The sequence below is a fragment of the Cereibacter changlensis JA139 genome, assembly GCF_003034985.1.
Lineage (GTDB): Bacteria > Pseudomonadota > Alphaproteobacteria > Rhodobacterales > Rhodobacteraceae > Cereibacter > Cereibacter changlensis.
On the sequence record NZ_PZKG01000078.1, the window covers coordinates 1 to 19691 of the forward strand.

Here is a 19691-nt window from a genome sequence, read left to right on the forward strand (position 1 = left end):
GACCGTTGGCATCGCCCCGGTCGACGCGACGACGCGCTTCACCTTCGACCAGGTCGAGCTGAATGCGGGCTTCTCCATCCTGACGGTGCTGGTTGGCATGTTCGCGGTGGCTGAGATCATCAAGGTCGCCGAAACCTCGCGCAACGCCGATGGCGCAGCGGCGCCGATGATCGTCAAGATCAAGGGTTTCGGCTTCAGCATGCCGGAGTTCCTCGGCCAGATCCCCAACGCCATCCGCTCGGCGCTGATCGGCATCGGCATCGGCATCCTGCCCGGCATCGGTGCGGGCACCTCGAACATCATCGCCTATATCGCCGCCAAGAAACGGTCCAAAACGCCGGAGCAATTCGGCAAGGGCACCATCGAGGGCGTCGTCGCCAGCGAGACCGCGAACAATGCCGGCATCGGCGGCGCGATGATCCCGCTGCTGACGCTGGGCATCCCGGGCGACGCGGTCACGGCGATCATGCTGGGCGGCCTGATGATCCACGGCATCCAGCCCGGGCCGATGCTTTTCATTACCCAGGCGCCGCTGGTCTACACCATCTTCGCCGCGCTGATCGTCTCTGCCTTCCTGATGTTGCTGCTGGAGTTCTGGGGGCTGCGGATCTTCATCCGCCTGCTTGCAATCCCCAAGCACATCCTGCTGCCGGTGATCCTGGTGCTCTGCGCGGTCGGCGCCTTCGGCCTCGCCAGCCGGGTGTTCGACATCTGGACCATCCTGGCCTTCGGGGTGCTCGGCTTCGCCTTCGTCAAGGCCGGCATCCCGACGGCACCCTTCATCATCGGCTTCATCCTGGGCCCGATGGCGGAAACCAGTTTCCGCCGGGGGCTGCAGCTGTCGCGCGGTGACTACACCGGATTTCTCACCAACCCGATCTCCGGGACCTTCCTCGCGCTCGCCGCAGTGTCGATCGCCTGGCAGGCCTACAGCGAATACCGCCTCTCGCAACGCCCGGCGCGCGCCAGCCTGCTGAAACTCGGCGGCGAAGAATGAACGCCGCCACGACCGATCCCGAGGACGCCATGACCACAAGAAAAACCCCCGCTGATCTCCGTTCCGCCCGCTGGTTCGCCCCGGACGATCTGCGCAGCTTCGGCCACCGGTCGCGGATGATGCAGCTCGGTTATTCCGAGGACGACTTCATGGGCCGCCCGATCATCGGCATCCTGAACACCTGGTCCGAGCTGAACAGCTGCCATTCCCACTTCCGCGAGCGTGCTGCGGATGTGAAGCGCGGCGTGCTGCAGGCCGGCGGGCTGCCGGTGGAACTGCCGTCGCTGTCGGTGGACGAAAGCTTCACCAAGCCCACCTCTATGCTCTACCGCAACCTCTTGGCCATCGAGACGGAAGAGCAGATCCGCGCGCATCCGCTGGACGGGGTGGTACTGATGGGCGGTTGCGACAAGACCACGCCGGGGCTCGTCATGGGGGCGCTGACCGCGGGCGTGCCGATGATCTACCTGCCGGCAGGCCCGATGCTCAGCGGCAACTATGCGGGGCAGAAGCTGGGGTCGGGATCGGACGCCTGGAAATTCTGGGATGAACGCCGCGCCGGCAATATATCCGACCAGGAATGGCAGGGGCTGCAGGGCGGCATCGCCCGATCCGCCGGCGTCTGCATGACGATGGGCACGGCCAGCACCATGACCGCGATCGCCGACGCGATGGGGCTGACGCTGCCGGGCGCGTCCTCCGTGCCCGCGGTCGATGCAGGCCATCAGCGCATGGCGGCCGACTGCGGTCGCCGCATCGTCGAGATGGTGTGGGAGGACCTGACCCCCGACCGCATCGTGACCGCCGGCGCCGTCCGCAACGCGGCCATCGTGGCGATGGCCACCGGCTGTTCCACCAACGCCGTCGTTCACCTGATCGCGATGGCCCGGCGCGCGGGCGTCGATCTGACGCTGGACGATCTGGACGCGCTTGGCCGGGTGACGCCGCTGATCGCCAATGTCCGTCCCTCGGGCAAAACCTATCTGATGGAGGATTTCTTCTATGCTGGCGGTCTGCGCGCGCTGATGAAGCAGATCGGCGACCGGCTGGACCTGGGCTGCCTGACCGTCACCGGCAAGAGCATGGGCGAGAACCTCGATGGCGCGGTGGTCTTCAACGAGGACGTGATCCGCCCGCTGTCGAACCCGGTCTATGCCGAAGGCTCGCTCGCGGTGCTGCGCGGCAACCTCTGCCCGGATGGCGCGGTGATCAAGCCTGCCGCGTGCGACCCGAAATACCACATCCACGAAGGCCCGGCGCTGGTCTTCGACAGCTATCCCGAGATGAAGGCCGCAATCGACGACGAGGATCTGCAGGTCACGCCCGACACGGTGATGGTGCTGCGCAACGCCGGGCCGCAGGGCGGACCCGGCTTTCCCGAATGGGGCATGCTGCCGATCCCCAAGGCGCTGATCAAGCAGGGGCACCGCGACATGCTGCGCATCTCGGATGCACGGATGTCGGGCACTTCCTACGGTGCCTGCGTGCTGCATGTCGCGCCCGAAGCCTATGTCGGCGGGCCGCTGGCGCTGCTGCGGACCGGCGACACCGTACGGCTCGACCTGCCGGCGCGCCGGCTCGACATGCTGGTGGACGAGGAGGAGCTGGCCCGGCGCCGCGCCGCATGGCAGGCGCCGCAGCCGCGTTACGACCGCGGCTATGGCTGGATGTTCGCGCGGCATGTGACCCAGGCCAACAAGGGCTGCGATTTCGATTTCCTGGAGCGGGGCTTCGGACCCGCCGCCAGCGAACCCGATATTTTCTGAAGGTGCGCCGATGACACTCGATCAGGCCCTCGCGGGCATCTCCGGCATCCTGGTCACGCCTTATGACGAGGCGGGCGATGTCGCCCCGGCCCGGCTGGTCCCGATCCTCGACCGGGCATTGGCGGCGGGCCTGCACTTGCCGGTGGTGAATGGCAACACCGGCGAGTTCTACGCCCTGACCACCGACGAGGCCTGCATCATGGTGCAGGAGGTGGCGGGCCTCGTCGGCTGTCGCGCGCCGCTGCTGGCCGGCGTCGGCCGGTCCTTACGCGATGCGCAGCGGCTGGCGCGCGTGTCGGCCGAAGCGGGAGCGGCGGCGTTGATGGTGCATCAGCCACCCGATCCCTTCGTGGCGCCGCGCGGGGTGGTCGATTACCTCAAGGCCGTCGCTGATGCCTCGGGCGGGCTGCCGATGATGCTGTATCTGCGCAACGACGCGATCGGCGCCGGCGCGATTGCCGATCTCTGCGCCGTGCCCGGGGTGCGCGGCGTCAAATGGGCGACGCCGAACCCGCAGAAGCTGGCCGAGGCCAAGGCGGCCTGCGATCCCACGATCGTCTGGGTGGGCGGGCTGGCCGAGGTCTGGGCGCCGACCTTCTATTCCGTGGGGGCGCGGGGCTTCACCTCCGGGCTGATAAACGTCTGGCCCGAGCACTCCGTCGCCATCCATGCCGCGCTGGAGGAGGGCGACTATCCGAAGGCCAATACGCTCATCGCCCGGATGCGGGTGTTCGAGGAAATCCGCGCGCAGGAGATGAACGGCGCCAATGTGACCGGCGTCAAGGCGGCGCTGATCGCCCAGGGACTGGATTGTGGCCCCACGCGCCCGCCTTCTGCCTGGCCGCTGACGGCGGCGCAACAGGCCGAGCTCGACCGCTTCATGGCAGACAACAACCTGATTTGAGGAAACAACAATGACCTACATCCTGTCGGACGCCACGCGCGACAAGCTGAAGAAGGTGTCGACGGCCTCGGTCGCCACGGCGCTGTTCAAGCGGGGGCTGCGCAACCAGTTCATCCAAGGCGTCGTGCCGGTGGCGCGCAAGCCGGTGACGATGGTGGGGCAGGCCTTCACCCTGCGCTACATCGCGGCGCGCGAGGACCGCAACCCGCTGACCGTGTTCCGCAATCGCGACCACAAGCAGCGTGTCGCGGTGGAAACCTGCCCGCCGGGCCATGTGCTTGTCATGGATGCGCGCAAGGACGCCCGCGCCGCCACCGCCGGGTCGATCCTCATCACGCGGCTGGCGCTGCGCGGGGCGGCGGGTGTGGTGTCGGACGGCGGTGTGCGCGATGCGGCCGGCATCGGCGCTTTGGAGATGCCCGCCTATTTCGCCTGCCCCTCGGCGCCGACCAACCTGACGCTGCACGAGGCGATCGACATCAACGTGCCGATCTCCTGCGGCGATGCGCCGGTCTTTCCCGGCGATGTGATGCTGGGGGACGGCGATGGGGTGATGGTGATCCCAGCGCATCTGGCCGACGAGATCGCCGAGGAATGCACAGGCATGGAATCCTTCGAGGATTTCGTGCTGGAACAGGTGACGGGCGGTGCGCCGATCATCGGGCTCTATCCCGCGACCGACGAGGACAACCTGGCCAAATACGCCGAATGGCGGGCGCGGACGGGGCGGTGACATGACCGGCAGCCCGGCCGCGCCCGCCCGACTCGTCTCGCAAATGGCGGGATGCGCCGGGTGACGGCGCGGACCGGCGGAAGCGGCGCGCTGGTTGCGGCGGCGCTGATGGTGGCCGCGGCGGTGTTGAACGCGGCGGATGCGGTGATCGTGCGGCTGCTGGCGGGCGAGGTGCATCCGCTGATGATCGGCTTCACGCGCGCCGCCTTCGGGCTGGCGGTGGTGCTGCCCTGGATCTTGATGCGGGTGGATCTCGCCGCCTCACCCTATCGCTGGCTTCATGTGCTGCGGGCCGGGTTGAAGCTGGCTTCGCTGGTGGCGTTCTTCGTGGCCTTCGCCCACGCGCCGCTGTCGGATGTGGTGGCGATCAACTTCACCATGCCGATCTTCCTGACGCTGGGCGCCTGGATGGTGTTGGGCGAAAGCATGACCCTGTCCAAGCTTCTGGCGGTGGTCGCGGGCTTTGCCGGGATGCTGATCGTGATCCGCCCGGGCGCAGGCGCGATGAACCCGGCGCTGGCCTTTGCGATGGCCGGAGCGGTGCTGACGGCGGTGATCCAGCTGATGCTGAAGCGCATGGCGCGGCACGACAGCACCGATCGGCTGGTGGCGTGGAACCTGCTGACGATGGCGCCGCTTGGCCTGCTGGCCGCCCTCTTCGTGTGGGAGACCCCGACGCCGCCGCAGCTGAGCTTGCTGGCGTTGCAGGGCGTTCTGGGGGCGCTGAACATGACGCTGCTGACCCGCGCCTTCGCGCTGGCCGAAGCCTCGTTCCTCGCGCCGCTGGATTTCCTGCGCCTGCCGGCGGTGGCGGCGCTGGCCTTCGTGTTCTTCGGCGAGGTGGCGGGCGCCTCGACTTGGATCGGGGCCGCGGTGATCTTCGGCGCAACGCTGCTCGCTGCGGGGGGCGCCCATTACAACCGCCGCCGGATGCCGCCGGACGGCACCTGACAGATAGCCGCCCCTGCAGGAATTAAGCGGGTTCACAAAAATCTCAGATATACTAATATTTCAATTAGGCGCGGAAGACCGATTCGTCCTTCCGCTCCCTTGGGCGGAGCCGGGAGAGCAGCCGCACCGACAATCACGGGAACTTCTGGGGAGGAGACATTCCATGACATACAGACTGACATGCGCATCGAGCCTGTTGCTGGGGGCGCTGCTGGGTTCGGCCGCCTTTGCGCAGGACGACAAGGCGGTGACCATCGTGCTGAGTGAAGAGCTGGAACTGATCGACCCCTGCATGGCGTCGCAATCCAACATCGGCCGGGTCCTGCTGCAGAACATCTCCGAGACACTGGCCGTGTTCGAGCCGAGCACGGCGAAGCTGCTGCCGAAGCTGGCCGAAAGCTGGGAAGAGACCGAGGCGGGCGCTTGGCGGTTCAAGCTGCGCAGCGGCGTCAACTTCTCCGATGGCACGGCTTTTGGCGCCGCGGATGTGGTGCATTCGCTGGAACGGGCGATCAGCGACCAGATCAGCTGCGAGATCGGCGGCAAGTATTTCGGCGGCTTCGAGATCCAGGCCGTGGCGGTTGATGACACCACCGTCGACATCACCTCGGACCCGGCTCAGCCCATCCTGCCGCTGCTGATGTCGTCGCTGACCATCGTGCCGGAAGAGACTCCGCTGGAATATGTGCAGACGCCGGTCGGGACGGGCCCCTACGAGATGACCGAGCGCAACATGGGCACCAACATCGTGCTGGAGAAGCGCGACGATTATTGGGGCGAGGCGCCTGAGGTCGCCAAGGCGACCTACATCTTCCGCAGCGACAGTTCCGTCCGCGCCGCGATGGTCGAGGTTGGCGAGGCCGACATCGCCCCGGTCATCTCGGAACTGGACGCGACCAACCAGGACACCGACTTCGCCTATCCCAACTCGGAAACCACCTACATGCGGCTCGATCATGCGACCGCGCCGACGGATGACCGCCGGGTGCGCGAGGCGCTGAACCTCGCCGTGGACCGCGAGGCCTTCATCGGCACGCTGATGGCGCAGGAGGCGGTGCTCGCCACCGCCGTGGTGCCGCCCTCGACCGCCGGCTACAATCCCGACCTGAAGCCCTATGCCTTCGACCCGGACCGCGCCCGCGAACTGCTGGCCGAGGCGAAGGCCGACGGCGTGCCGGTGGATGACGAGATCCGCATTATCGGTCGCATCGGGCTGTTCCCGAACGATGCCGAGGTGCTGGAAGCGCTGATGGCGATGTTCAAGGACGTCGGTTTCAACGTGACGCTCGAGATGCTGGAGGTGGGCGAATACAACACCTACTACAACCGTCCCTTTGCCGAGGATCGTGGACCGCAGATGGTCAGCGCCCAGCATGACAACGCCAAGGGCGACCCGGTCTTCTCCATGTACTTCAAGTACGGCAGCGAAGGGCAGCAATCCGGCCTTGTCTATCCCGAGCTTGACGAGATGATCGCCAAGGCGACCGCCGCCACCGGCGACGAGCGGGCGGCGCTGTGGTCCGAGGTGATGACCAGCATCCATGAAGAGCATATCGGCGACGTGCTGTTGTTCCACATGGTGGGCTTCAGCCGCGTCAGCCCGCGGCTCGATTTCAAGCCGACCATCGCGACCAATTCCGAGCTGCAGCTGTCGCAGATCGGCTTCAAGTAACACCCGGACCGGGGCGGCGGAGATCTCGCCGCCCCGATCTCGTACCTAGGGAGGGCGGGCGTGAAAAAATTCATCGGCAAGCGGGCCGTGGCCAGTGCGATCTCGCTGGTCGGGCTGGTGATCATGGTGTTCTTTCTGTCCCGGCTCACCGGCGATCCCGCGGACCTATACCTGCCCGTCGACGCCTCCCATCAGGCGCGCGAGCAGTTCCGCGAGATCAACGGGCTGAACGACCCGCTAATGGTGCAGTTCGGCCGCTATGTCGCCGACCTCGCCGTGCTGGATTTCGGCAATTCCATCCGTCAATCGCGCCCCGCGATCGACGTGGTGCTGGCCGGTTTCGCCTGGACGCTGTGGCTGGCCTGCGTGACCATGCTGCTGGTGACCTTCGCGGCCATCGTCATCGGGTCGCTTGCGGCCTTCCGGGTGGGCGGCGTCTTCGACCGCATCGCCACCTTCTTCTCGCTGATCGGCGCCTCGGCCCCGGATTTCTGGCTGGCCATCGTCGCCATCGTGGTCTTCGCGGTGAACCTGCGCTGGCTGCCGACTTCGGGCACCGGGACGATCTGGCACTGGGTGCTGCCGGTTTCCGTGCTGTTCGTGCGGCCGTTCGGGCTGATCCTGCAGGTCGTGCGCGGCTCGATGATCGGGGTGCTGTCCTCGGCCTACGTCAAGACCGCCCGCGCCAAGGGCGTGCGCAACCGGCCGATCATCTTCGTCCACGGGCTGCGCAACGGGATGCTGCCCGTGATCACCGTGATCGGCGATCAGGCCGCTGGCATCCTGAACGGCGCGGTAGTCGTCGAGACGATCTTCGGCTTTCCGGGCATCGGCAAGCTGATGATCGACTCCATCCTGCAACGCGACTTCAATGTGGTGCTTGCGGCCATCATGGTCTCGGCGCTGGCGATCTTCCTCATGAACCTGCTGATCGACCTTGCCTATGCACTGCTAGATCCGCGCATCCGGTATTGAGCGGTGACCATGACCCAGAGTTCCCCCCTCACTGGCCCGGCGCGCCGCAAGAGCGGCCTTGCCACCGTCCTCGGCCTGCTGTGGCGCGACAAGTTCGCCTTCTGCGCGGCGCTGTTCCTGTTGGTGGTGATCGGCTGCGCGCTGATCGGGCCCTTGCTGCTGGAAGATGCCGCGACCAGGCAGAACCTGCGCGGCCGCAATGCTCCGCCGTTCGACATGACCCGCGACTGGGCGTTCTTCTTCGGCGCCGACGCGCTTGGCCGCCCGTTGCTGGTGCGGATCATCGTGGCGGCGCAGAACACCATGCTGATCGCGGCCGGCGCCGTGTTCTTCTCGGCGCTGATCGGTTCGAGCCTCGGGCTGGCCGCCGGCTGGCTGCGCGGCCGGATGAGCCAGGTGATCCTGCGACTGGGCGACGTCATCATGTCGTTCCCCTCGCTGCTGCTGGCGGTGATCGTGCTCTACATGCTCGATCCCTCGGTGTTCAACATCATCATCGTCCTGGCGATCACCCGCATCCCGGTCTACCTGCGCACGGCCCGTGCCGAGGTGCTGGAGGTGCGCGAGCGGATGTTCGTGCAGGCGGCCAAGGTGATGGGCGCGTCCGATCTGCGCATCGTGTTCCGCCATATCCTTCCGGTGGTGCTGCCGACGCTGCTGACCATCGCCACGCTGGACTTCGCCTTCGTGATGCTGGCCGAAAGCTCGCTCTCGTTCCTCGGCATCGGCATCCAGCCGCCCGAGATCACCTGGGGGCTGATGGTCAGCCAGGGCCGGCCCTATCTGACGAACGCGTGGTGGCTTTCGTTCTGGCCGGGGCTGGCGATCATCCTGACCACCTTGTCGCTGAACCTGCTGTCGAACTGGATGAGGATCGCGCTGGACCCGGTGCAGCGCTGGCGGCTGGAAATGGGAGGCCGCAAGAATGACTGAGCATCTGCTGGAAGTCTGCGATCTGTCGGTGGAGTTCCACACCGCCGGCGGCACCGTCAAGGCGGTGCAGGATGTCAGCTGGCGCCTTGATCGCGGCGAGACGCTGGCCATCCTCGGCGAGAGCGGGTCGGGCAAGTCGGTGTCCGCCTCGGCGATCATGAACCTGATCGACATGCCGCCCGGCAAGATCACCAGCGGCCGCATCCTGCTGAACGGCAAGGACATGCTGAAGATGACGGCGGAGGAGAGACGGCGCATCAACGGTGCGCGGATCGCCATGATCTTTCAGGATCCGCTGGCCCACCTGAACCCGGTCTACACCGTCGGTTGGCAGATCGCCGAGGATGATGACCACCCACGGCACTCCGGCCAACGAGGCGCAACAGCGGGCGCTGGCGCTGCTGGCGCGCGTCGGCATTCCTCAGCCCGCCGAGGCCATGCTGAAGTATCCGCACCAGTTTTCCGGCGGCCAGCGGCAGCGATTGATGATCGCGATGGCGTTGGCGTTCAAGCCCGACATCCTGATCGCCGACGAGCCGACCACGGCGCTCGACGTGACCGTTCAGGCGCAGGTGCTGGCGCTGCTGGAAGAGCTGCAGGCCGAAACCGGGATGGGTCTGCTGCTGATCACGCATGACCTCGGTGTGGTTGCGGAAATTGCCGACCGGGTGGTCGTCATGAACAGCGGCCGCATCGTGGAGACCGGCGACGCCGCCGAGGTCTATCGCAACCCGCAGCATCCCTACACGAAAAAGCTGATCGGCGCCGCGCCTGGCAAGGGTGCGATGCCGGCCGAGCGCGACCGCGGCGGCGAGCCGCTGCTGAAGGTCGAGGGCCTGTCCAAGCATTACGGGGCCTTTCAAGCGTTGAAGGGCGTCAGCTTCCGGATCATGCCGGGCGAGACGGTGGCGGTGGTGGGCGAAAGCGGCTCAGGCAAATCGACTTTGGCGCGGGCGCTGTTGCGGCTGGACGAACCCTCGGGCGGGCAGGCCCTCTACAAGGGGCGCGATCTGGTGACGATGGTGCCGAAAGAGCTGTTTGGCCTGCGGCGCCAGATCCAGATGGTGTTTCAGGATCCCACCCAGTCGTTGAACCCGCGCATGTCGGTCTATCAACTCATCGCGGAAGCCTGGGCGATCCACCCCGAAATCCTGCCGCGGCCGAAGTGGCGTGAGCGGGTGGCCGACCTGCTGACCAAGGTCGGGCTCAGTCCCGACATGGCGCAGCGCTATCCGCACCAGTTTTCCGGCGGCCAGCGCCAGCGTATCGCCATCGCCCGCGCGCTGGCGCTGGAGCCGCGGCTGATCATCTGCGACGAGGCGGTTTCGGCGCTCGATGTCTCGATCCAGGCGCAGATCATCGCGCTGCTCGAAGGCCTGCGCCGCGAGTTCGGCCTGTCCTATCTCTTCATCGCCCATGACCTGCCGGTAGTGCGCGATTTCGCAGACCGGGTGATCGTCATGAAACAGGGCGAGATCGTCGAAGAGGGCGCCGTCCGGCAGATCTTCGAAGCGCCTCGCCATCCCTATACCCGCGCGCTGCTGGCTGCGGGTCTCGACCCCGACCCCGAGGTCCAGGCCCGTCGCCGCGCGGCCCGCACAGCCGAAGGACTGCTGACCGCATGAAACCCGATGTCCTCGTCGCCTATCCGACCCGTCCGCGCCAGATGGCTCAACTGGAGCAGGACTACACGCTGTACCGGCTCGACCTTGCCGCCGACAAGCCGGCGATGCTGGCCGAGGTCGGTCCGCGCTGCACCGCAATGGTCTGCAACGGCCATGTGAGCATAGACGAGGCGTTTCTGGCGCAGGTTCCGGCGCTGAAGATCGTTGCCTCCTCCTCGGTGGGCTATGACACGATGGACGTGGCGGCGATGACCCGCGCGGGGGTACGGCTGACCAACACGCCCGACGTGCTGACCGATGATGTGGCCGATACCGCGCTGATGCTGCTGCTGGCGGCGCGGCGGCGGCTGGTGCAGGGCGACCGCCATGTGCGCAGCGGCGAGTGGGGGCGGAGCGGACCGATGTCGCTGACCCGCAGCACCGCGGGAAAATCCGTCGGCATCGTCGGGCTGGGCCGGATCGGCAGCGCGATCGCCAGACGCTGCGAGGCGCTGGGGCTGACGGTCGGCTATTTCGGCCGCCGCGAAAAGCCGGGGGTCGGCTATCGCTATTTCGCCGATGTCGTGGCGCTGGCGGAATGGTCCGACATCCTGATCGCGGCCACCTCGGGCGGGGCGGAGACGCGGGCCATCGTCTCCGCTTCGGCGCTGAAGGCGCTGGGACCCGAGGGTAGCTTCATCAACATCGCCCGCGGATCCGTCGTCGATGAACCGGCGATGATCGCGGCGCTGAAGGATGGGCGGCTGGGGAGCGCCGGGCTGGACGTGTTCGAGAGCGAGCCGGACCCGGATCCGGCCTTCCGCGATCTGGACAACGTGGTGCTGTATCCGCACCACGCCAGCGGCACCGAAGAGACGCGAGACAAGATGGCGCAACTTGTGGTGGACAATCTGGCCGCCCATTTTAGCGGTCGCGCGCTGCTGACGCCCGTGAACTGAGGGGGGTAGCGGCGTTCGCGCCGCATTCCTCACGCGCCGGATCAGACGAAGTAGTCGGGAAACTCGCGGCGGAGGTCTTCGACCCGGGCGACGGTTCGGCTGAGGTGGTCGCGGATCGCGGCGATGGCCTCGTCCGGGTTCTGCGCGGCAATGGCGTCGATGATCCGCCGGTGGCCTTCGAGAATGTTGAGGATCTTGCCCTGCTCAGGCAGGTGCAGCCGCCTCACCCGCTCCAGATGCCCCGAACGCTCGCGCACAAGCTCATGCAGCCCGCTGGGGCCCAGCCCTGCGAACAAGGTCTGGTGGAACAGCTCGTCCAGTTCCTGGAAGATAGCCAGTTGTCCCGGGTCGTCGGCAACCGCCTCCTGCATCTTGATGATGGACCGGGCGCGGGTGAGCGTAGACGGCTCGCATTTCTCGGCCAGCCGGCGCACCACTTCGGTTTCCAGCGCGACGCGCAGGAAATGCGCCTCGTAGATCTGCGGCACGTCGATGCGGGTGACGACCGTCTTCGACTGCGGATAGATCCGCACCAGCCCGTCCTGCTTCAGCCGCTGCATCGCCTCGCGGATCGGAGTCTGGCTGACATCATAGGTGTCGCTCAGGTCCGTCCGCGACAGGGTCGACTCGGGCGGCAGTTCCAGCGTGATGATCCGCTGACGCAGGCTGTCATAGACCCGCTGCGCAGTTCCGTTCCCCGTCAACGCGCGGGCGTTGTCGACCAGTCCAAATGTGGCTGCAAGCGAGCTGTTCATGGCATCATCCTCTCTGGCGGAACCTAAGCTGTCCCGTGCCTCTGCACAACATGACAATACGCTATTGAAATACCTGATACACTGAAATATTAGTTGAGGTGTGCGGCGGGCGGTCGATTCCGCGCCTGACCTGCCGGGGCGACGCGGAGGCTTCCAGCCTGCGGCGCCCCCTGAACCAGAAGGATGCGCGATGACACAGCAATTCACCCCCCACGGCATGCACCTGATCGCTGGCGAGTGGGTAGCGGGCGAGCGGACCTTCCGGTCCGAACCCGCGCATGGCCCGGCGCATGACTTCGCCGTCGGCAATCCTGGCCATGTCGACCGCGCCTGCAAGGCGGCTGCGGCGGCCTTCCCCGCCTTTGCCGCCACCACCCGAGCGGACCGGGCGGCGTTCCTGACCGCCATCGCCGACGAGATCGAAGCCCGCGCCGGCGCCATCACCGAGGTCGGCACGCAGGAAACCGGCCTGCCCGAGGCGCGGCTGAACGGCGAGCGGGGGCGCACCACAGGCCAACTGCGGCTGTTCGCCGAGCATATCCTGAAGGGCGACTACCTCGACCGCCGCCACGACGAGGCTCTGCCGGATCGCACGCCGCCGCGCCCGGACCTGCGTATGATCCAGCGACCGATCGGCCCGGTCGCGGTCTTCGGGGCCTCCAACTTTCCGCTCGCCTTCTCCACTGCCGGTGGTGACACGGCGGCGGCGCTCGCGGCTGGCTGTCCGGTCGTGGTCAAGGGTCACTCCGCCCATCCCGGCGCCGCCGAGATCGTGGCCGAGGCGGTTCAGGCCGCCATCACCCGCTGCAACATGCCCGCGGGCGTCTTCAGCATGATCCAGGGCGGCGCGCGGGATGTCGGAACCTCGCTGGTCCAGCATCCCCAGATCCGCGCCGTGGGCTTCACCGGCAGCCTCGGCGGCGGGCGGGCGCTGTTCGATCTCTGCGCGCAACGGCCCGAGCCGATCCCGTTCTTCGGCGAGCTTGGCAGCGTCAACCCGATGTTCATCCTGCCCGAGGCCACGAAGGCCCGCGGCGCCGAGATCGGCGCCGGCTGGGCCGGCTCGCTGACCATGGGCGCCGGTCAGTTCTGCACCAATCCCGGCATCGCCGTGGTTGAAGCCGGTCCGGCGGGCGATGCCTTCGTCGCCGCCGCCGCCGCAGCGCTGAAGGACATCGGCCCGCAATGCATGCTGACCGATGGCATCGCCAGGGCCTATCGCGACGGCAAGGCCCGCTTCGACGGGCGCAATGCGGTGCAGCCGGTGCTGGTGCGCGAGAGCGAGAACCGCACCGCCGCCCCCAACCTCTATGAGACGGACGCCGCCAGCTACCTGCAGGACAATGCGCTCGGCGAAGAGGTGTTCGGCCCGCTCGGCCTCGTCGTCCGGGTCAGCGGCGCGGAGGAGATGACGGCGCTGGCGCAGGGCTTCGAGGGCCAGCTGACCGCCACGATCCACATGGATGATGGCGACATCGATCTCGCCCGCCGGCTGCTGCCGGTGCTGGAGCAGAAGGCGGGACGGGTGCTCGCCAACGGCTTCCCCACCGGCGTGGAGGTTGCGGAGGCGATGGTGCATGGCGGGCCTTACCCTGCCTCCACCAACTTCGGCGCCACCAGCGTCGGCACGCTGTCGATCCGCCGCTTCCTGCGCCCGGTTTGTTTCCAGAACATCCCCGAGGCATTGCTGCCCGAGGACCTGCGCGGCTGAATCCTCGCCCCGGCGCAACCGCCGGGAGCCTATCCCTCTACAGGAGTTTCCCCCATGATCGCCCCGGACGCATTGCGCGAGATCATCCGCCACGGCCTGTTGTCCTTCCCCGTCACCCCGTTCGACAAGGATGACAGCTTCGCCCCGAAGCCGTTCGCCGCGCATCTGGAATGGCTTTCGGGCTTTCCGGTCGCGGGTCTGATCGTGGCGGGTGGCACCGGGGAGCTGTTCTCGCTGACCCCGGCCGAGGTAGTCGAGGTGGTGCGCACCGCGCGCTCGGTTTCGGGCACGGCCCCGGTGATCGCCGGCTGCGGCTATGGCACGAGGATCGCCTGCGACATGGCGCGCGAGATCGAGGCGGCGGGTGGCGATGGCATCCTGCTGCTGCCGCATTACCTGACCGAGGCCCCGCAGGAGGGCGTCGCCAATCGCATCCGGGCGGTGTGCCGCGCCACCAACATGGGCGTCATCGTCTACAACCGCGGGCAGGGGCGGGTTTCTGCGGAGACGCTGGCGCAGCTTGCCGACGAATGCCCCAACCTGATCGGCTTCAAGGACGGCACCGGCGACATCGACACCGTGCGCCGGGTGACGGTGATGCTGGGGGATCGGCTGTCCTATATCGGCGGCATGCCGACGCATGAGCTGTTCGCCCAGGCCTACAAGGGAGCCGGGATGCCGACTTATTCCTCGGCGGTGTTCAACTTCGTGCCCGAGACCGCGCTGGAGTTTCATGGCGCGCTGATGGCGAATGACAACGCCACCTGCGAGCGGCTGCTGCGCGAGTTCTACTATCGCTTCGCCGCGATCCGCGACCGCAAGGCCGGCTACGCGGTTTCGGCTATCAAGGCGGGCGTCGCGCTGCGCGGCTTCGCCACCGGTTCGGTGCGCGCGCCGCTGACCGACCTGACCGGCGAAGAGGTCGAGATGATGCGCGAGCTGATTGTCGGGCGCAGCTGAACGGAAAGGACGGGTATCCATGGCCAGGATCGAACAGGGCGCGCTTGCCGTCTTTGCTCAGGCGCTGTTGATGGGCGCGGGACTGGAGGCGGAGAAGGCGGCGGTCACCGCCGGGATACTGGTCGAAGGCGACATGATCGGCCATCACACCCACGGCGTCGGGCTGCTGCCGTGGTACATGGACGAGCTGGCCGCGGGCAGGATGGCCGGAACCGGCAGCTACGAGGTGGTCACGGATCGCGGCGCCAGTTTCGTCTGGAACGGCAACAGCCTGCCCGGCGCCTGGTTGCTGACCGAGGCGCTGGACATGGCCTCCGAGCGGGCGCGCGAGTTCGGCGTGGTGACGGGTGTGATCGGCAATGCGCATCACACCTGCGCGCTTTCGGCTTTCATGCGGAGGGTGACGGATCGCGGGCTGATCGTGCAGATGAACGTCTCCAACCCCGCCGCCTCCCGTGTCGCCCCCTATGGCGGCACGAAGCCTGTGTTGACGCCGAACCCCATTGCCGCGGGCTTTCCCACCTCGGGCGATCCGGTGCTGATCGACGTGTCCTGCTCGATCACCACCACGACGATGACGCAATCGCTGGCCCGGGCCGGCGAGCGCTTTCCCGAGGCCTGGGCGCTGACGGCGACAGGCGAGCCGACCGACGATCCGCGCGAGGTGACGGAGCGGGGCGGGTCGATGATGCCGCTTGGCGGCGCGCTGAAGGGGCACAAGGGCTATGGCTTGGGGCTGATGGTGGAGCTCTTGGGGCAGGGGCTGTCCGGCCAGGGCCGAGCCAATGTCCCCGCGGGGCCTCTGGCGCAAAGCGCCTATCTGCAGGTGATCGACCCCGAGGCCTTTGCCGGCCTCGCGGCCTTCACCGCCCAGTCGGACCATCTGGCCGAGGCCTGCCGCAGCAACCCACCCGCCGGCACCGGCGGGCCGGTGCGGGTGCCGGGCGATGCCGCAGCCGCGAAGCGCCGACGGGCGCTTGCCGATGGCGTGCCGGTCGCGGATGCGCTGTGGCAGCGGCTGGCCAAGATCGCGGAGGCGGCGGGCATCGCCGTGCCCGGCACGACATAGGCGCGTTGGACTCGGCAGGAGGGCAGCATGCCGCAGACCCCGCGCAGGACCGCCTGTCGCGCGACGCGGCTGACGTTTGGCTTCTCGGCGAATGACGACATGGCGGAGTTGGAGCAGCTCGATCATCCATCCTGTCTTCCTATCGATCATCAGAAAACCGATCTTGGACCTCGGGGGCGGGACCGCAACAGCCTTCATCCAGATCCACAGACAGAGGCCCGCGCGATGACCCAATCCCACCCTGTTCAGCATGCGACCCAGGGCGACAGGATCGCCTGGATCCGGCTCTCGGCGATCCATCTGCCGCTGAAGACGCCGATTAGCGACGCCAAGGTGCTGACCGGCCGGCAAAAGCCGCTGACCGAGGTCGCCTGCCTCTTCGCCGAGATCGAGACCGTCGAGGGTCACTCCGGCATCGGCTTCAGCTATTCCAAGCGGGCGGGCGGACCGGGGCAGTTCGAGCACGCCAAGGAGATCGCGCCGGTGCTGCTGGGCGAGGACCCGAACGACATCGGCAAGCTCTGGCGCAAGCTGGCCTGGGCTGGGGCTTCGGTGGGACGCAGCGGCCTGGCGGTGCAGGCCATCGCCGCTTTCGACATCGCGTTCTGGGACTTGAAGGCCAAGCGCGCAGGGCTGCCGCTGTCGAAGCTGCTCGGCGCGCATCGCGACTCGGTGCAGTGCTACAACACCTCCGGCGGGTTCCTGTCATCGCCGCTGGAGGAGGTTCTGGACAATGTTGAACGTTCGATCGCGCAGGGGATCGGCGGCATCAAGATCAAGGTCGGTCAGCCCGACATGGCCGAGGACCTGCGCCGGGTCGCGGCTGTCAACGACAGGATCGCGGGGCGCGTGTCGCTGATGGTCGACGCCAACCAGCAGTGGGACCGGCCCGCGGCGATGCGCGCCTGCCGCCAGCTCGAAGCCTTCAACCTCGTCTGGATCGAGGAGCCGCTGGACGCCTATGACAGCGAGGGCCATGCCGCCCTGGCCGCCGCTCTGGACACGCCGATCGCCACCGGCGAGATGCTGAGCAGCGTGGCGGAGCATGTTGACCTGATCCAGAAGAACGCGGTGGACTTCATCCAGCCCGACGCCCCGCGCGTCGGGGGGATCACGCAATTCTTGCGAATCTGCGCGCTGGCCGAGGAGAAGAAGCTGAAGCTCGCCCCGCATTTCGCCATGGAGATCCACCTGCACCTCGCGGCCGCCTACGAGTTCGAGCCCTGGGTCGAGCATTTCGACTGGCTGGACCCGCTGTTCAACGAGCGGCTGGAGAACCGGAACGGCCGGATGATCGTGCCGAACCGGCCCGGGCTCGGCTTCACCCTGTCGGAGCAGGCGCTCGGCTGGAAGCGGGCCGAGGCCGCGTTCGGCAGGCGCCCCTAGGTGTGAAGTCTCAGGAGGTTGTTCACCCGGAAGGGGGTTAGGCTGCAATCGCCAAACTCCAGCCGAGGACCCCAAAGGATGAACAACCCGCATCATGGTGCCCGTCTCACGGTTCACAGTCGAGAGCAGATCGTCGCCCGGATTGCCGCCGGCCAGAGCGCCGCGGAGGTGGCGCATGCCTTCGCGGTGTCGGTGCGCACGGTCCGCAAGTGGCTTGCCCGGTTCCGCGCGGGCGGGCGAGCGGCGCTGGCCAATCGCGCCAGCGCGCCTGCCCGCGTGGCCCCGCGGTTGTCCGCTTCGAGGGTTGCGTTGATCGCGTTCCTTCGCCGGTCCCTGCGCCTGACCGGGGCGGCGATTGCCGCGACGCTCGGGCTGGCGCGTTCGACGGTCGCGCGCTGGCTGCGTCGGGAGGGGCTGGGCCTTCTGGCGCGCCTCGATCCGCCCGAGCCGGTGCGCCGCTATCAGCGCGACCGGCCGGGGGAGCTGATCCACCTCGATATCAAGAAGTTGGGCCGGTTCGACCAGCCAGGCCACCGGGTCACGCGAACACGGGTCGGCTGCCGCAACCGCGGCGCGGGCTGGGACTTCGTGCATGTGGCCGTCGATGACGCGATCCGCCTGGCCTATGGCGAGGTGCTCGAAAACGAGCGCAAGGACACCACCACCGGCTTCCTCTTGCACGCGCTGCGCTGGTTCCGCGCCCGAGGCATCCGCGTGGAACGGGTGATGACCGACAACGGCAGCGCCTACCGTTCCCGCCGTTTCGCCAAGGTTCTGCGCCTGCTGGACATCCGGCACATCTTCATCCGGCCTTACACCCCGAAAACCAATGGCAAGGCCAAGCGGTTCATCCAGACCCTTCTCCGCGAATGGGCCTACGGCCTCGCATATCCAACCTCAGCCGCCAGAAACGCAGACCTGACGCGATGGCTTGACTGGTTCAACCGGCTCACGACCACACTCCGCACTCAACGGCCTAACCCCCTTCACACGGGTGAACAACCTCATGAGATCTCACACCTAGCCGGCGGCGCTGATCCTTCCCGAGCGATGCGCGGGAAAGCCGCGGCCGCCCGGCGGACGTCCCAGTCCAACATGCATCAGAGCAAGGTGTAGGTCAGGAAGGAAATTGACAGCATCGCGCCTGTCACCCGCGGTGGCGGCGGGATCGGCCGCGTCGTCGCGCAGGCCCTCGCCGGCGAGGGCTGGACGGTCGTGGTGGCGGGACGCACTGCCACCGCCTTAAACGCCACCGCGGCCAATGCGCCGGCCAAGTCTGCGTCGGGAAGATTATCGCCCTCGTGGCCGATGTAACCGACTCGGCGGCCGTCGACCGGTCGTTCATAATGATCGCGGAGCGCTTCGGGCGGCTCGACCTGTATTTCAACAACGCGGGGGTGAACGTTCCGGGGGGCGCGTGGGAGGTCGTCTCCGGTGCTCGGGATCCGGCGCATCCCCGCGAGGGGGTGCAGGTGCTGCGCAGCGGGCAGGGCGGCAGGGACCGGCTATCTGAAGGGGCGATCTGCGACCTCGGGATGCCGATCATCGGGAGATGTTGGTCGGGAGGAGCCTCAGCAAGGCGACAAGCCCCGCCGGCCCGGCGTTTACCTGTTACCGTCGATCCACTTCGACATCAGCCCCTTGTCGCGGAAGCACTCGTCCGGGACGGCGCGCCGCTTGATCCGTGCGAGTTTCTCGGCGAAGGCCACCTGCTTCGAGGAGGGCAGGCGGTCCAGGTCCGACACCGGCTTCAGCCGGGCCTGCACCTCGATCCAGGCGCTGAGCGACCGGCGGTTCTGCTGAACCTCCCAAGGCAGAAGGGTCTGATTGCGCAGCCCGAGGGCGCGGGCATAGGCGATCTGCCTAGGCGTCGCAGGCAGGGCGAAGGTGGTGCTTTCCATCGGCAGCTCCTTGTCAGGTTTGGCTCTCAATTTAGAACGGAAAGAGAACAAATCAAGTCGGACGGTCCGGAGCATTCCGGGTCGGGCGGAAGGGGGTGGCGCCAACGGTCACGTCATCGACGCCCTCCCGCACGGCCCGCAGGTCGCGCCCCGCTCAATCCCGCCCGACATCACCGCGGTCAGGGCCTCCGGTCGTCTCGTCCGGGCGGGGGGAACACGAAGACCGCGTTCAGGGCGAAGTTGGCGAAGAAGGCGATGCCGACGCCCGTGGTCTTGGCCAACACCGGCGCGAGGTGCAGCAGATGGGCCGAGAGGGCCGTCACAGCGACGTTGACGACGAACCCGGCTGCAGCTGCGGCCAGAAACACCGGGTAGCGCCGCAAGCTGGGCGCCGTTTTGAAGACATAGGACGAGG

At 67.3% G+C, this 19691-nt stretch carries 18 protein-coding genes and 1 pseudogene; 16 read left to right on the forward strand and 3 right to left on the reverse strand.

Features of this window, described 5'->3' with window-relative positions; genetic code table 11:
- The 11 genes and pseudogenes from C5F48_RS15200 to C5F48_RS15245 form a co-directional block, all read left to right on the forward strand.
- Positions 1 to 997 (forward strand): tripartite tricarboxylate transporter permease (locus C5F48_RS15200; RefSeq protein ID WP_181247708.1); only part of this gene is annotated, 997 nt, incomplete at its 5' end.
- Positions 994 to 2763: an L-arabinonate dehydratase gene (gene araD / locus C5F48_RS15205; RefSeq protein WP_373454347.1), complete on the forward strand. Its 1770-nt coding sequence runs from the start codon at positions 994 to 996 to the stop codon at positions 2761 to 2763. The genes C5F48_RS15200 and araD, both read left to right, overlap by 4 nt.
- 10 nt (positions 2764 to 2773) lie before the next feature.
- Positions 2774 to 3667 carry a dihydrodipicolinate synthase family protein gene (locus C5F48_RS15210; RefSeq protein ID WP_107664743.1) on the forward strand — a complete coding sequence of 298 codons (894 nt, stop codon included), beginning with the start codon at positions 2774 to 2776 and terminating at the stop codon, positions 3665 to 3667.
- A gap of 10 nt (positions 3668 to 3677) precedes the next feature.
- Positions 3678 to 4400 (forward strand): ribonuclease activity regulator RraA, encoded by a 723-nt coding sequence (locus C5F48_RS15215; protein ID WP_107664744.1) that lies wholly within the window; start codon positions 3678 to 3680, stop codon positions 4398 to 4400.
- A gap of 60 nt (positions 4401 to 4460) precedes the next feature.
- Positions 4461 to 5351, forward strand: a complete 891-nt coding sequence (locus C5F48_RS15220; protein WP_245941522.1) for a DMT family transporter — start codon at positions 4461 to 4463, stop codon at positions 5349 to 5351.
- A 163-nt stretch (positions 5352 to 5514) separates the two neighbouring features.
- The gene (locus C5F48_RS15225) at positions 5515 to 7023 is read left to right on the forward strand and encodes an ABC transporter substrate-binding protein (RefSeq protein WP_107664746.1); all 1509 of its coding nucleotides are present in this window, start codon (positions 5515 to 5517) and stop codon (positions 7021 to 7023) included.
- Between the two features lie 60 nt (positions 7024 to 7083).
- On the forward strand, positions 7084 to 7998 hold the full coding sequence (locus C5F48_RS15230; protein ID WP_107664747.1) for an ABC transporter permease: 915 nt from the start codon (positions 7084 to 7086) through the stop codon (positions 7996 to 7998).
- 9 nt (positions 7999 to 8007) lie between these two features.
- Positions 8008 to 8931: an ABC transporter permease gene (locus tag C5F48_RS15235; RefSeq protein WP_107664748.1), complete on the forward strand. Its 924-nt coding sequence runs from the start codon at positions 8008 to 8010 to the stop codon at positions 8929 to 8931.
- Positions 8924 to 9208, forward strand: a pseudogene (locus tag C5F48_RS26085) (ATP-binding cassette domain-containing protein); the annotation flags it as partial. The gene C5F48_RS15235 and the pseudogene C5F48_RS26085, both read left to right, overlap by 8 nt.
- Before the next feature lie 70 nt (positions 9209 to 9278).
- On the forward strand, positions 9279 to 10556 hold the full coding sequence (locus C5F48_RS15240; RefSeq protein WP_258186514.1) for a dipeptide ABC transporter ATP-binding protein: 1278 nt from the start codon (positions 9279 to 9281) through the stop codon (positions 10554 to 10556).
- On the forward strand, positions 10553 to 11494 hold the full coding sequence (locus C5F48_RS15245; RefSeq protein ID WP_107664749.1) for a 2-hydroxyacid dehydrogenase: 942 nt from the start codon (positions 10553 to 10555) through the stop codon (positions 11492 to 11494). The genes C5F48_RS15240 and C5F48_RS15245 overlap by 4 nt, the downstream gene beginning before the upstream one ends.
- 41 nt (positions 11495 to 11535) lie before the next feature.
- On the opposite strand, the gene C5F48_RS15250 is transcribed toward C5F48_RS15245, so the two are convergent.
- Positions 11536 to 12249, reverse strand: a complete 714-nt coding sequence (locus C5F48_RS15250) for a GntR family transcriptional regulator (RefSeq protein WP_107664750.1) — start codon at positions 12247 to 12249, stop codon at positions 11536 to 11538.
- Between the two features lie 190 nt (positions 12250 to 12439).
- On the opposite strand from C5F48_RS15250, the gene C5F48_RS15255 reads away from it, so the two are divergent.
- The 5 genes from C5F48_RS15255 to C5F48_RS15275 all read left to right on the forward strand — a co-directional run bounded on the left by C5F48_RS15255 (position 12440) and on the right by C5F48_RS15275 (position 18491).
- Entirely contained in the window at positions 12440 to 13960 is a 1521-nt protein-coding gene (locus C5F48_RS15255) for an aldehyde dehydrogenase (NADP(+)) (protein WP_107664751.1), read from the forward strand.
- A gap of 57 nt (positions 13961 to 14017) precedes the next feature.
- A complete protein-coding gene (locus C5F48_RS15260) occupies positions 14018 to 14920 on the forward strand; it encodes a 5-dehydro-4-deoxyglucarate dehydratase (protein WP_373454348.1) in 903 nt (300 codons plus the stop codon).
- A 19-nt stretch (positions 14921 to 14939) separates the two neighbouring features.
- Positions 14940 to 15989 carry an Ldh family oxidoreductase gene (locus C5F48_RS15265; protein WP_107664753.1) on the forward strand — a complete coding sequence of 350 codons (1050 nt, stop codon included), beginning with the start codon at positions 14940 to 14942 and terminating at the stop codon, positions 15987 to 15989.
- Between the two features lie 225 nt (positions 15990 to 16214).
- Positions 16215 to 17375, forward strand: a complete 1161-nt coding sequence (locus tag C5F48_RS15270) for an L-talarate/galactarate dehydratase (protein ID WP_107664754.1) — start codon at positions 16215 to 16217, stop codon at positions 17373 to 17375.
- 78 nt (positions 17376 to 17453) lie between these two features.
- The gene (locus C5F48_RS15275; protein ID WP_107664755.1) at positions 17454 to 18491 is read left to right on the forward strand and encodes an IS481 family transposase; all 1038 of its coding nucleotides are present in this window, start codon (positions 17454 to 17456) and stop codon (positions 18489 to 18491) included.
- 488 nt (positions 18492 to 18979) lie between these two features.
- Here the strand turns inward: C5F48_RS15275 and C5F48_RS15280 are convergent, their stop codons facing one another.
- Positions 18980 to 19276 carry a hypothetical protein gene (locus C5F48_RS15280; RefSeq protein ID WP_107664756.1) on the reverse strand — a complete coding sequence of 99 codons (297 nt, stop codon included), beginning with the start codon at positions 19274 to 19276 and terminating at the stop codon, positions 18980 to 18982.
- 179 nt (positions 19277 to 19455) lie between these two features.
- On the reverse strand, positions 19456 to 19691 hold a 236-nt coding region (locus C5F48_RS15285; protein ID WP_181247709.1), incomplete at its 5' end, for a GtrA family protein.